Source organism: Spirosoma lacussanchae, from assembly GCF_005870035.1.
Classification (GTDB): Bacteria; Bacteroidota; Bacteroidia; order Cytophagales; family Spirosomataceae; genus Spirosoma; species Spirosoma lacussanchae.
Genome location: NZ_SWJG01000007.1, coordinates 71,458 through 84,849 on the forward strand (window position 1 = coordinate 71,458; position 13,392 = coordinate 84,849).

Consider the following 13,392-nt stretch of genomic DNA (forward strand, 5'->3'; position numbering starts at 1 on the left):
GCTTTGCAGCGCAATTGCGACTCCAAACAAAAAATATGAAACCAACTGTATTGTTACTCTTACTGACATTCGTGTCGGCAGTCTGTTTGGCGCAGACCGGCTCTGTTCAGGGACTGGTCAAAGACGCCAAAACTAAGGAAGCACTTATCGGTTGTACGGTCCGCATCGACGGAACCCAGATCGGCGCCACCACCGACATTGACGGAAAGTTTACACTGGCCAACGTGCCCGCCGGTGCCCAGAAAGTTGTTATCTCCTACGTTTCGTACCAAACCAAAGAAATCCCGAACGTTCGGGTCGAGTCGGGTAACACCACCACTATCGATACCGAACTGGATGAAGAAGGTAAATCGCTGCAGGAAGTAGTGGTTCGTGCCAACCGCGCGACCAACACCGAAGTAGCCGTTATCACCGAAATCAAGCAGCTCAAGCCACTGGCCGTTGGTATTTCGGCCCAGCAGATTCAGAAATCGCAGGATCGCGACGCAGCTGCTGCTATCCGCCGTGTACCAGGTATCAGCATTGTCGACAACCGTTTTGTACTGATCCGGGGTCTGGGAACGCGCTACAACTCCGTACTGATTAACGATGTCATTACGCCCTCGACCGAAGTTGAGTCGCGTTCGTTTTCGTTTGATATCGTACCCAGCAACATCCTCGACCGGATGATCGTCTACAAATCGGGCGCGGCCGAGCTTCCGGGCGATTTTGCGGGTGGCGTCATCAAGATATACACCAAGCGTCGGCCCGACCAGAACTTCACCGATGTTGGCTTTACCATCGGCTACCGGCCCGGAACGACCTTCCGTACGGCACAGACCCATGACCGGGGCGGTTTGAGCGTGCTGGGTCTCTGGAACAAAGACCAGCAGATTCCAAGCAGTTTTCCGGCCCGCGCCAATGACTTCAACGCACTCAATGCGGCTCAGCGGGCCGGTTATGCCCGTTTGCTGCCCAACTCATGGGGCCTTCGTCAGGTATCGATCGCGCCTGATGTTCGGCTGGCCATCAACATGGGGCGCCGGTTTGACCTGGGCAACACCCGCGTCAGCAACCTGACCAGCATCAACTACAGCCTGACCAACCAGTACGCCGACATCGACCTCAACATTTATCAGAACGGAATCACGGCGAACGATGTGTTCGAGCGCTATGATGACGCCAACTACCAGCGCCAAACCCGCCTGGGCGTACTTCATAACTGGACGTTCCGTTTCAACCCCCGCTTCACGCTGGAGTGGAAAACCCTGTTCAACCTGCTCAGCTCGACCGAGACCCTCAACCGGATGGGCCAGCGCGTTATTGACGGTGTCGACGTACAGGCGTTCTCGGAGCGCTTCGAAAACCGTAGCATTGTCAGCACCCAGGTATCGGGCGAGCATTCGCTGAGCGAGTTGTCGAAATTTAACTGGATCGGTGCGTATAGCTACTCGGGTCGGTGGGAGCCGGACTGGAAGCGGGCGCGTTTCCAACGGCAAAGTGGCAGCGGTCAGCCGTTCACCGCCGTTATTCCGAACCAGCCTAACCCTATTGATAATGGCCGGTTCTTCTCGACCCTGAATGAGAACGTAGTGTCGCTGATTGGCAACTACGAACATACCTTCGGCAACCCGACGGACCGGGAGCCCAACCGTATCAAAGCCGGTATTTACGGCGAACAGCGCAGCCGGACATACTCGGCCCGCTTCTACGGTTACGAGCGGGTGAGTAATGTAGCGCAGGAAATTACGGGTCAGCCCATCAATACCATTTTCGATGACCGCAACGTAACGGGTCAGCCGGGTGGTCTGTCGCTGCTCGACGGTACCAAGGATCTTGACTCATACCTGGGTTTCAATACCTACGGGGCTGCTTATGTACAGGGCGATGTAAACCTGGGCTCACGGCTGAACCTGACGCTGGGCTTCCGGGGTGAGTTTAATAACCAGACCCTTCGTTCGGATATCAACCTGGTACGGACAGACCTGGTAGACCGGAGCATCTTCAGCCCGCTGCCGTCGCTCAACGCCATCTACAAACTGAATGACCGGCAAAACCTGCGCCTGGCTTATTCGGCTACCGTGAACCGGCCTGAGCTGCGCGAACTGGCCCCGTTCACCTATTTCGACTTCAACCTCCTGGCCGACGTTCGTGGTAACCCGTCGCTGACCACGGCTACCATCCAGAATATCGACGCCAAGTACGAGTTTTACCCGACCCCCAATGAGGTGATTTCGGTAACGGGCTTCGTGAAGCAGTTCAGCAACCCCATCGAAACGTTCCTGCTGCCAACCGCCAACGGCCTGGGCTATACATTCATCAACGCCCGGTCGGCTCGTAACTACGGCGTAGAGATCGAGGTCAGAAAGAGCTTTGCCAACGCATCGAGTGTTTTCCTGCAGAACCTGCAGCTGGTTGGTAATGCCTCGTTCATTAACAGCCGTATCGACCTGGGGCAGACCGTTATCGGACCCGACCTCAGTGGCCGGATCGGACCATATGACCTGACCAACATTCAGTCGGCCGAGCGCCCGCTGGCCAACCAGTCGCCTTACCTGATCAACGCCGGTGCTTACTACGCCGATCCGGTGTCGGGCTGGCAGGCCAACGTACTCTACAACGTAGCCGGTCCCCGAATTTTTGCGGTGGGTAACCAGAACCAGCCAACTGTTTTCGAGATGGCCCGGAACGTAGTTGATCTGAATATTTCAAAGACATTCAAGAAGCAGTATGAGATTCGGCTGGGTATACAGGATATTCTGAACGCGCCCTTCCGCTTCGCCCAGGATTATAACGACGACGGCAAGATCGGCAAGGATGTAAGTTCGCAGAATGCCACCGCCGACCAGAACGTGCGCGTATTCCGCCGGGGTCAGTATGTCACGCTGACCGGGGTCTACACCTTCGGCCGCCGTACAATAGTGCCTTAAGACAGTATCCCAATAAACGTAAACCAAATCTGTGTTAGTTATGAAGTTTATCAAACGCTGGCAGTATTTGCTGCTTCTGATAGTAGGTGTGTTTGTGGCTGTTTCTGCCTGCAAAAACGATGAAACACCGGCTCCGGTAACCAGCATTACCAGCATCAGCCCGACCTCGGCCCCGGTTGGTTCGACGATTGTTATTACAGGTACGAATTTCAACACGACGCCAGCCAGCAACAGTGTAACTTTCGGAACCGTACCAGCTCAGGTGGTGTCGGCAACGCCTACACAACTGGTTGTTACTGTTCCGGCTAACCCAGGTAACCCTATTTCAGTAGCTGCCAACGGTCAGACGGCCCAGTTCAGCGGTCAGTTTTCGCTGGCTAACAAGCCGGTTGTGGAAGTGGCTACCAGCATCACGGCCAATACGACCTGGACGGCTTCGAACGTCTATCTCATTCGTGGATTCGTCTACGTTCGGTCTGGCGCCACGCTGACCATTCAGCCGGGTACGGTGATCAAAGGGGGCGGCCCCGCTACCGATCCGTCGGGCCAGAACCGGGGTGGTACACTGATCATTCAGCCGGGAGCCCGGATCGAAGCCAGAGGAACCGCGTCGCAGCCCATTGTCTTCACCTCGAATGCGGCTCCCGGCCAGCGGAAGTACGGCGACTGGGGTGGTCTTGTCCTGATCGGCAAAGCGCCTACCAACCGACCCAGCGCTACTACGTTTGAAGGCGGTATCGAAGGAACATTCGGTACGTTCAACGAGCCAGCCGATAACTCCGGTACGCTGCAGTACGTCCGGATCGAGTTTCCCGGTATTGCCCTGACAACCACGTCGAACAGCGAAATCAATGGTTTGACTATGTACGGCGTAGGCTCGGGTACCACCCTCGATCACATTCAGGTTTCGTACAGCGGTGACGACTCATTCGAGTGGTTTGGCGGTACAGTCAATGCAAAGTACCTGGTTGCTCACCGGGGTTTTGACGATGATTTCGATACCGACTTTGGTTTCGTTGGTAAAGTACAGTTTGCTCTTTCGCTGCGCGATCCAAACGCGGCTGACCAGTCGGGTTCGAACAGCTTTGAGTCGGACAACTTCAACCCGGGCGAAAATACAGCCGCTCAGGGCCCGGCTGCTGCTAATAACGGTCTGCCGCTAACACAGCCGATCTTCGCTAACGTAAGCTCGTTTGCTTTCCAGGGTACTCCCAACACAAACGCAACCTCAGGAGGTAGCGGTCCGTACCAGTCGGCCATGCACCTGCGTCGGAATACGGCTATCAGCATCTATAACTCGGTCTTTGCCGGCTGGCCGGAGGGACTTCGTCTCGATGGTTCGGCTACCGGTACGCTGGCTAACGTGAACTCGGGTGCGCTTGACCTGCAGGGTATTACTATCGCCAATGCGGTGACCCCGGTTCGGGGGGCTGCGGCTATCACCAATGATCAGGCCACGGCATTCTTCAACACGACGGCTAAAAAGAACACGATCGTTGCCTCGTCAGATGTGGCTGCGCTGCTCAACGCCCAGTCGTTCAACCTGACCACGCCTAACTTCCTGCCGCCATCGGGCTCGGCCCTGCTGGTAGCTGCCAATGCCGCAACGGGTGGTAAACTGGCTGATTCGTTCTTTACGGCCGCTCCGTACCGGGGTGCGTTCAACGGAACCGACAATTGGCTGTCGGGCTGGACCAACTTCGATCCTCAGAATACCAACTACGACCGCTAGTACTGGTCGTTCAACAAACCGATCTTACTTAATTTTATATTGGTGTCGCACGAAAGGGCCGGGGCTTTGCACCGGCTTTTTTCTTGCCCGTCACCGTAGTTTCTGTTGCCGGATCAGGCCTTTTCTGACCAGCCGGGTGGTAAGCGCCAGACCCAGGTTGGGGAAGAGATTACCGAACTTGGCCAGCCAGCCCCGGCTGTCGGGAATCATGACCTCAAGCTGCCGGCGCGCTATCGCCCTGTGCAGAACGGCCTGTTCTACATCCTGTACGGTCAGTACCCGGTTGCCCGAAAAAGATAAGGCGGCTTCGGGCCGGTCGAGCTGCTGGGTCAGCATGGCCGTATCGACCAGATCGGGACAAATGACCGAAACCGCCACGCCCTGCGGCCGCAGTTCGCCCGCGGCTGCCAGCGAAAAGGCTCGAACCGCAAACTTCGTAGCCGAATAGATACTCAGGCCCGGTACGGGAGCCAGACCCGCCAGCGAAGCCACATTAATGATATGGCCCGTTTGTTGCCGAATCATCAGCTCGGCCAGGTAGCGCGTACCCAGCATGACGCCCTTCAGGTTAACATCAACCATAAAGTCGATATCTTCCTGGTCGATGGCCACCACATAGCCCGGCCGGATGACGCCCGCTATGTTTATCCCGATATCGATGCGTTGCCAGCGATCGAGCGTTTGTCGGATAGCGTGCTGCCAGTCGGTTTCGGACCGCACGTTGAGCGGCAGCAGCAGCGTTCGATCGGCTGGCCAGTGATCGGTTCGGGCGGCCTGGTGAAGCTGGCTGATGGCCACGTCTGTAGCGACAACGCTATAGCCTTCGCGTAGAAGCACACCGGTCAGATGACGACCTATTCCACTGGCACAGCCGGTCAGTAGGCAGATTTTCATAAATTATGTTATCTTCGTTAAATAAGATTAGTATAAAAATATATTTATAGAGTACAAATGAGATGAGTAAAGAGGCTGCCGCAGACATCTGTATCATCGGAGCGGGATCGTCGGGGATCGTAGCCGCCAAAACATTTCACCAGGCCGGTATTCCCTTCGATTGTTTCGAGAAAGGGTCGGGCGTGGGCGGCAACTGGCGCTATAATAACGATAACGGCCTGTCATCGGCTTATCGGTCGCTGCATATAAACACCAACCGGAACGTAATGGCCTATGCCGACTATCCCATGCCGGCTGAGTACCCTATGTTTCCGCACCATAGTCAGATCATCCGCTACTTCGATAGCTATGTAGATCACTTCGGTTTCCGGGATAAAATCACCTTCGGGACCGCCGTAACCGACGTTAGCCGCACCCCAGACGGCCGTTATACGGTTACGACCGATACGGGCCGTATGCAAACCTATAGCCACGTGGTAGTTGCCAATGGCCATCACTGGAACCCGCGTTATCCAGACCCGCCTTTTCCGGGTACGTTTGCCGGCGAAACCATGCACTCGCACGATTACAAGGTTCCGGAGCAGATTCAGGGGAAGAAGCTGCTGATCATCGGCATCGGCAATTCGGCCGTTGATATCGCCTGCGAGGCCGCCCGGCAATATGGTGATCATAGGGTTACCATCTCAACGCGTAGTGGCGCCTATATTATTCCAAACTGGCTCATGGGTCTGCCGTTCGATTCATTGGCCAATCCGCTCACGAGCCGGTTACCGTTGGCTATCCAGCGGAGGCTGCTTGGCGTATCGCTCTGGCTGGCGCGGGGGCGGCAGGAAAGCTACGGCGTTCCCAGGCCCAGCCGACCCATGCTCAGTGAGCACCCGACTATCTCGCAGGATTTGCTGAATCTGGCCGGTCGGGGGATGATCCGGTTCAAGCCCAACATCCAGCTTTTCGACGGCCGCGATGTCGTGTTCGACGACGGGAGCCGCGAGTCGTTCGATCTAGTGATGTTTGCTACCGGCTACCGAGTATCGTTCCCCTTCTTCAGGCAGGGTTTTTTCAACGTCGAAGAAAGTAATGATCTGCAATTATACCGGCGTGTCATTCATCCCGACTATCCGGGCCTGTATTTTCTGGGCCTGCTCCAGCCCCTTGGCGCGATTATGCCCCTGGCGGAAATACAGGCTATTTGGATTTCCCGGTTAATACAAGGATTTTGTAGACTACCAGATCGGCAGGTGATGGTACAGGCTATTGATGAAGAGTCCAGGCGAAACCGACGTAGGTACACACAATCGGCCAGGCATACGTTACAGGTTGATTTTCACCAGTATAAGAAAACGATTGAGCGCGAAATGAGGAAAAATAAACGCGTGTCAGCGTATTAAAAAAAAACTTACCCGTTACTTATCAGGCAGTGTCACGTCAAATACCCAATTAAGTCCATGAACTTTTAGGTAATAAGAATGCGTTTGGCTATAAACCCAGGGGGAGGTGGTGTTGAAAAGGTGTGTGTGGCGGAAGGAGTTTAGCTGGATTTGTGTAAAAAATACTCAACTTTGCGACTGGTCGACAACCGTTTAGTTGCCTAATCAATTTTTAAACGAACCCACATCAGATAAGTAATTTTACCCAATAAGTTTCCACAACCCTCTTAGTCACCGTAACGATGATCTCTAAGAAAGCCAAGTATGCCATCAAAGCTTTGAAGGTTTTGACAGAAGAGTACGGAAAAGGACCTGTGCTTATTTCCTATATCTCAGCGAAGGAAAGTATCCCCAAAAAATTCTTAGAGGCTATCCTGCTGGAGCTGCGGAATCATGGCATTCTGCAAAGTCAGAAAGGGAAAGGAGGGGGCTATCTGTTGCGGGTCGATCCGGGTCGGGTTAATCTGGCTCAGGTACTTCGGGTCATCGACGGCCCTATTGCACCCACACCCTGCGTATCGTTCAACTTCTACGTGAAGTGCGACGACTGTACGGACGAGGTGACCTGCGCCCTGAAACCGATCATGGAGCGCGTTCGGGATGCGAACCTGGGCGTTTACGAAAACACAACCCTGCTGACGTTCCAGAATCCGGAATCGCTGGTGACCAAAGAAATTTCGATTGGCTCGAAAGCCGCCGATATAGAAGATACCTCGGTGGGTCGTATGTCGGCTTAGCTGATGGATCGTACCCCCTAAATCAGTAAGGCGACTCCATTCCTGGAGTCGCCTTACTGATTTAGGGCTAGTGAGATTTATTCGTCGGCCGGCTGGTGCTCTTTGCGGAGCAGATCATTGACGGTTTTGACCGGGTTGAACGTTATCAGCGGCACTTCCACGAAAATAGTGTTCCAGTCGGCCATGGCGCCGTTCCAGAGGCCCGGCAGCTCCTGCGCTTTCAGGTCCCTGCCATCTTTCGATTTGGCCGTGATAAAGCCGGTCAGCGGATCGCGGAAGGCGGGGAGGTCGAACTTGCGGCCGTGGTGATCTTTCAGCCCGCACACCAGATCGACCGGGTTAAAGTGAGTAGCCGTATCGAAAATCTCTTTCTGCTGCGGGTTAGCCAGGTCGATCTGGGCCGACTCAACGACCTGCAGCGATACCGACCCGTCTGCATTGCGCGCCCAAAAGGGACCACCCCCCGGCTCGCCGACGTTTTGCACCATGCCACACACGCGGATAGGCCGGTTCAGTTTATGCCGGAAGTAATCAACTTTTTCGGCTTTGGCGAGGCTCTCGAAGCCATCGGGCGGGAGCGTAAATAGCGTCCGGCGAAATAGCTCGTCGGCCTCGGCCAGGTAACCGTCGCTGACGTCTGCTGCGTCGGCGCCTTCCAGCAGACTTTGTAGCCGGGCCACCCGCTGCTGCGCGTCGAGCAGGACCGCGGCCAGCACTTTCTTATAGGTAACGGTCGTTTCCTTGATCTCGTCGGGCACTACGTTGTCAATGTTCTTGATGAACACCACGTCGGCGTCAATGTCGTTCAGGTTCTCGATCAGCGCGCCGTGGCCCGCCGGGCGGAACAGCAGCGACCCATCCGGGTTCCGGAACGGGCTGTTGTCGGTATCGACGGAGATGGTGTCGGTTGCTTTCTTCTGCTCGGAGAAACTGATGTCGAACGTAACGCCCAGCCAGGCTTCGTAGTCGGCTTTTTCCTGGTTAATCAGCTCCTCGAACCGGGAGCGGTGCTCGGGCGATACAGTAAAATGAATCCGGACAGTACCGTCTGAATTGGCGTAGGCGGCTCCTTCGACCAGGTGTTCTTCAACGGGCGTGCGGGCTCCGTCGGGGTACTGGTGAAACTTGAGCAGTCCTTTGGGCAGGCTGCCGTAGTCCAGGCCATCAGCCATGAGCAGGAAATGCAGCACAGTTTGCCGGGTAGCCGTGTCCCACCTGCCTTCGGCCACCGTCTCGTCGAGGTCGACGCCGTTTTTGGCCAGTGCCGCTTTTAAGTCGTCGTAAAACGCAAAATCGGGCAGACGGGCAAACACCTCATCGGCCGATTTGTCGGATTTGCCATCGAGGGCGGCAAAGAGCGACTTGAACATGCGGGTGGCCGCGCCCGAAGCTGGTACAAACTTAACCAGATCCTTATCCTCAGCGGCCTGGTCGAACTGGTGAATATAGGTCGTTATCTGCTCGTCGGGAACACGGATAATACCATCGCCAATGGTGGCGGCTTTGATTACATTGAGGTACGGAAAACCCTGAACAAAATGCTGTATCTGTTGGTCGATCTGCTCGAGCGAGACGCCCTGCGCCCGAATCTGCTCCTGGTCTTGTTCGGTGAATTGTGTCATACAGGCAAAGAAATAAGTCAGTAAGAAAGGTTGGCAAGTTGGGTGTTTCGATAACGTTACGCAAGTCAAATGTAGCAGAGTCTTCTGTACGGTCTGTTCTTGACTGTTAAGTAGCCGGTGAGATGGTTGTGGTATACCAGGGTCGAAGCCGGTTGCTGCTCCGTCCGCTTTGTCCGCAGAGATGCGAACAGGCGCGGAGACAGCTACAGCATTCCGCAGATCCAGAACGAAAAAGCAGCGGCTCGGCTACTGAATCTCAAAGAAGTCGGCATCCAGATGGGCGGGAAAGCGCTCCCGAAACGCACGCAGTTCGCCGAGCGAAATCGTCTGCTGGTGAATCCCTTCGGTATCCGACTGCCGGAACAGTACGTCACCCCTGGGGTCGATGATGGCTGAGTCGCCAGTATAGGGGTGTCCGTTACCGTCGGTGCCGACCCGGTTGACGCCAACAACGTAGCTGAGGTTCTCGATGGCGCGAGCCTGCAGGAGGGTGTTCCAGGCATAACGCCGGGCGGCTGGCCAGTTAGCCACGTACAGTAGCAGATCGTACTCGAAGCCGGCCGGGGTACGGGCGGGGGTGTTGCGGCTCCAGACCGGAAAGCGGAGGTCGTAGCAAATAAGCGGACAGATGCGCCATCCTTTCCAGGTTTTGATCAGTCGGCGATTACCGGCGGTGTAGATGCCGTCTTCGCCCGCCATCCGGAACAGGTGGCGTTTATCATAAGTGTCGAACTGGCCGTCGGGCTGCATCCAGATCAGCCGGTTGTAGAAAGCCGTCCCCTCGCGCACGACGTAACTGCCCGTTACGACGGCCCCCGTTTGAGCGGCCATCTGCTTCAGCCAGCGAAACGTGGTCAGGTTCATGGGTTCCGCTACGGCGGCCGCGTCCATAGTAAACCCGGTCGTGAACATCTCGGGCAGCACAATCAGGTCTGTCGGTTCGGGCAGGGTCATAATCCGTTCCTCCAGTATAGCCCGGTTGGCTACCGGGTCCTGCCAGTATAAGTCGGGCTGAAGGAGGGTGAGATGCATACGCAGACAGGAACAAAAACGGGAGAACCTGAATGATTTGTTTCAGGTTCTCCCGCTTCTTTATTTGGGGAATTTCATCTTGTACTCGGCGTCGGTTTTGCCCCTGGTGATGTCGGCCAGTTTTTTCCGGATGAGCTGACGGCGCAGGCTGGGCAGATAATCGGTAAAGAGTTTGCCTTCGAGGTGGTCGTACTCGTGCTGGATGATGCGGGCGGCCATCCCGTCGTATTCTTCCTCGTGTTCGTTCCAGTCGGTGTCGAAGTAGCGGATAACGATAATTTCGGGCCGTATCACCTCGCCCCGAATACCGGGAATACTCAGGCAGCCTTCTTCAAATCCCCAGTCTTCACCCGCTTCTTCAATGATTTCAGGGTTGATGAATACTTTCTTGAAGCCGACAACGCTCTGATCGATATCTTCTTCTTTCTCATCTTCGTTCAGCACCTGGCCATCGGCCACAAACATCCGGATACTCTGGCCGATCTGCGGTGCGGCCAGGCCAACGCCCGAAGCCGCATACATGGTTTCAAACATGTTCTCACTCAACGTTTTCACGTCGATTGAGCCGGGTTCAATGTCTTTCGCCCGCTTCCGGAGTACCGGATCGCCATAGGCAACGATAGGGAGGATCATATAGTTAATGATGAACGATAAACAAGGAACGAGGGTCGTTGAATGAGGCTGTGTTCAGTCATCCGCGGGCCACCTTTCACGGCTTATCCTTCTTTTTTACTTTCCATAAACGACTGGAGAATGATGGCGGCACTGACTTTGTCGATGTTCCCTTTCTCGCGTCGATCTTTTTTGTTGCTTCCGCCCGCAATCATAGCTTGCAGCGCCATCTGGGACGTAAAGCGCTCATCATGCCAATAAACCGGAATGTCGGGCAAAGCGTTCTGTAAATGCCCCACGAACTTCCGCACCCGGGCTGCATTCTCCGAATCCGTGCCATCAAGCCGCCTGGGTAAACCAACGATAAACGCTTCTACCGGTTCCCGCTGTACATAGGCTTTGAGGTACTTGATCATCTCGTGCGACGGTACCGTCTCGAGCGCCGACGCAATCAGTTGCAGCGGGTCCGTTACGGCAATACCGGTGCGTTTCTGTCCATAATCAATTGCCAGCAGTCGAGCCATAGTGGGGCAAAGATACAAGATATGTAGAGACGCGACCCTTCGCGTCTCACCTGCGTCAGCAATTGGGTTGACTTACTGGTTGTTACGCTCATAAGGGAGCGGATTGATTGCTGACGCACAGGAGATACGAGGGCCGCCGGGCGGTCACGTCTCTACGGGGTGGGTTGCCAGGCGGCCAGGTCCTGGGGGGTGTCGAGGTCGATGGCACCCAGAGCAAAGGGTACAATGGCACAGTCGTCGGTGTACTGGCGGATCAGTTTTCGGGCGCCTGCATCGCCAGTGAGTTGCCGGAAAACAGGTAGGTAGCGCCTGTCGAACAGGGCCGGTACGCCCAGGTGATCGGCTTCGCCGTATTGGCAGGCCACAATGCCTTTGCCGGTCTCCTGACGGGTCCTGATGAGTTGCCGCAGCAGGTCGGGCGTAACGTGTGGCTGATCGGTCAGCAGCACCAGGAAAGCATCGATTGGCTGGTCGGCGAGGGCTGTCAGGCCCGCCCGCAACGAAGACCCCATGCCTTCGCTCCAGTCCGCATTGACGACGGTCTGGACCGGAACGTCTGTCAGCTCAGCCCGGACCAGGTCCGCGTTGGCTCCGATCACCACAACAACCGGCGCCGTGGGTACCGACAGAGCCATACCGGCCATACGCCGAACCAGCGACTGACCTTCGTGTTGTACTAACTGTTTGGGCTGACCCAGCCGGCTCGAACTACCCGCGGCCAGCAGCAGTGTGGCGACTGTCATTAGAGGGTGGTAACCGGATTGGCGTTACCCGACTGGCGCTCGTGAATAGGCCCGCTTTTGTCTTTCAGAAAGCCGCCCGATCGTTTCGTAAAGAAGGCCCGAACTTCAGCGATGATCGACAGGGCAATCTCGTCGGGTGTTTCGGCGCCGATATCGAGGCCGATGGGCGCGTGAACCCGCTCCAGCCCGTCGGCCTCGAAGAACAACCCGTCTTTCTCGAACTCGGTCTGCATCTTCTCGAAGCGTTTGCGCGGGCCAAGCATCCCGATATACGGCACATCGGTGGCCAGCAGGGCCTGCAATACGGCTTTGTCGTAGTTGAAATTATGCGACATCAGCACGGCAGCGGTACGGTCGGTGATGGTTAGCTGATCGAGTACGGCTGCGCGGTCGGCGTAGAGTACGCAGGTCGCTACCGGAAATCGTTTGGGCGCCAAATGGGCCACACAATCGTCGGTGACGGTAACAGCCCAGCCCAGGTCGCGGGCCAGCCGTGCCACGGGCACCACGTCATAGCCCGCGCCGAAAATGACCAGCTCGATACCGGGGTCAATACGTTCGATAAATACCTGAACGGCGCCTGATCCTGTTTCGGCCGCCCGGGTCAGAGGTTTACCAACGGCGAGTACCTCCCGCATATCATCAACCAGCCAGTCGGGCGCAGTATTGTCCTGCTCGGTCAGCACAAAGCGGGAACCGGGCGTCAGATCGGGCGTTTCGCTGCTGAGTACGGTAGCCAGCGCCCGTACATCACGCTTCTGGACAAACTCATGCAGCACGGCAACCGGATGGTTCGGGTCGGCCGGGTCGATGGGTTCGATCAGTACGTCGATGATGCCGTTGCAGCCCAGGCCAACGCCGAAACTATTGGCGCCATCGTCCATCGTATCGTAGGTAACCACCATCGGTTGCCGGTCAATCATGACCTGCCGGGCTTTGCGGAGGGCATCGCCTTCCAGGCACCCCCCGCTAATAGCTCCTTCCCAGCGCCCGTCGTCGGTGATGAGCATACGGGCACCTGGTCGGCGGTACGAAGATCCTTCGACCCACACCACCGTCGCCAGCGCGGCTTTGCGCTCCGAAAAATTGATCTGGTTGAAGACGTCGACAATGCGGGTTATTTCTTTCATGAATGCCTTGAATTTGTATCATAAACAACC

11 protein-coding genes are annotated in these 13,392 nt (G+C 56.0%); 4 read left to right on the forward strand and 7 right to left on the reverse strand.

Annotated elements, in window-relative coordinates; translation table 11 throughout:
* Positions 1–35 precede the first annotated feature (35 nt).
* Both FBR45_RS20895 and FBR45_RS20900 read left to right on the forward strand, forming a co-directional pair.
* A complete protein-coding gene (locus tag FBR45_RS20895) occupies positions 36–2,909 on the forward strand; it encodes a TonB-dependent receptor (protein WP_138505928.1) in 2,874 nt (957 codons plus the stop codon).
* 40 nt (positions 2,910–2,949) lie between these two features.
* The gene (locus FBR45_RS20900; protein ID WP_138505931.1) at positions 2,950–4,641 is read left to right on the forward strand and encodes an IPT/TIG domain-containing protein; all 1,692 of its coding nucleotides are present in this window, start codon (positions 2,950–2,952) and stop codon (positions 4,639–4,641) included.
* A 90-nt stretch (positions 4,642–4,731) separates the two neighbouring features.
* Here FBR45_RS20900 and FBR45_RS20905 read toward each other — a convergent pair whose 3' ends face one another.
* Positions 4,732–5,535, reverse strand: a complete 804-nt coding sequence (locus FBR45_RS20905) for an SDR family oxidoreductase (protein WP_138505933.1) — start codon at positions 5,533–5,535, stop codon at positions 4,732–4,734.
* A gap of 62 nt (positions 5,536–5,597) precedes the next feature.
* Here FBR45_RS20905 and FBR45_RS20910 point away from each other — a divergent pair, with 62 nt between their 5' ends.
* Both FBR45_RS20910 and FBR45_RS20915 read left to right on the forward strand, forming a co-directional pair.
* Positions 5,598–6,923 carry a flavin-containing monooxygenase gene (locus tag FBR45_RS20910; RefSeq protein ID WP_138505936.1) on the forward strand — a complete coding sequence of 442 codons (1,326 nt, stop codon included), beginning with the start codon at positions 5,598–5,600 and terminating at the stop codon, positions 6,921–6,923.
* Positions 6,924–7,204: 281 nt separating this feature from the next.
* Positions 7,205–7,699, forward strand: a complete 495-nt coding sequence (locus FBR45_RS20915) for an RrF2 family transcriptional regulator (RefSeq protein WP_138505938.1) — start codon at positions 7,205–7,207, stop codon at positions 7,697–7,699.
* 77 nt (positions 7,700–7,776) lie between these two features.
* On the opposite strand, the gene FBR45_RS20920 is transcribed toward FBR45_RS20915, so the two are convergent.
* The 6 genes from FBR45_RS20920 to FBR45_RS20945 form a co-directional block, all read right to left on the reverse strand.
* Complete coding sequence (locus FBR45_RS20920; protein ID WP_138505939.1) at positions 7,777–9,321, reverse strand: DUF4301 family protein; 1,545 nt, start codon at positions 9,319–9,321, stop codon at positions 7,777–7,779.
* 246 nt (positions 9,322–9,567) lie between these two features.
* Entirely contained in the window at positions 9,568–10,353 is a 786-nt protein-coding gene (locus tag FBR45_RS20925) for an amidohydrolase (RefSeq protein ID WP_138505941.1), read from the reverse strand.
* Positions 10,354–10,413: 60 nt separating this feature from the next.
* The gene (gene def, locus FBR45_RS20930) at positions 10,414–10,986 is read right to left on the reverse strand and encodes a peptide deformylase (protein WP_138505943.1); all 573 of its coding nucleotides are present in this window, start codon (positions 10,984–10,986) and stop codon (positions 10,414–10,416) included.
* A gap of 83 nt (positions 10,987–11,069) precedes the next feature.
* Positions 11,070–11,489: a Holliday junction resolvase RuvX gene (gene ruvX, locus FBR45_RS20935; RefSeq protein ID WP_138505945.1), complete on the reverse strand. Its 420-nt coding sequence runs from the start codon at positions 11,487–11,489 to the stop codon at positions 11,070–11,072.
* A gap of 152 nt (positions 11,490–11,641) precedes the next feature.
* Positions 11,642–12,232, reverse strand: a complete 591-nt coding sequence (locus FBR45_RS20940) for a nucleotidyltransferase family protein (protein ID WP_138505947.1) — start codon at positions 12,230–12,232, stop codon at positions 11,642–11,644.
* Positions 12,232–13,362, reverse strand: a complete 1,131-nt coding sequence (locus tag FBR45_RS20945) for an XdhC family protein (protein ID WP_138505949.1) — start codon at positions 13,360–13,362, stop codon at positions 12,232–12,234. Before FBR45_RS20945 ends, FBR45_RS20940 begins: the two co-directional genes overlap by 1 nt.
* Between the last annotated feature and the right edge of the window lie 30 nt (positions 13,363–13,392).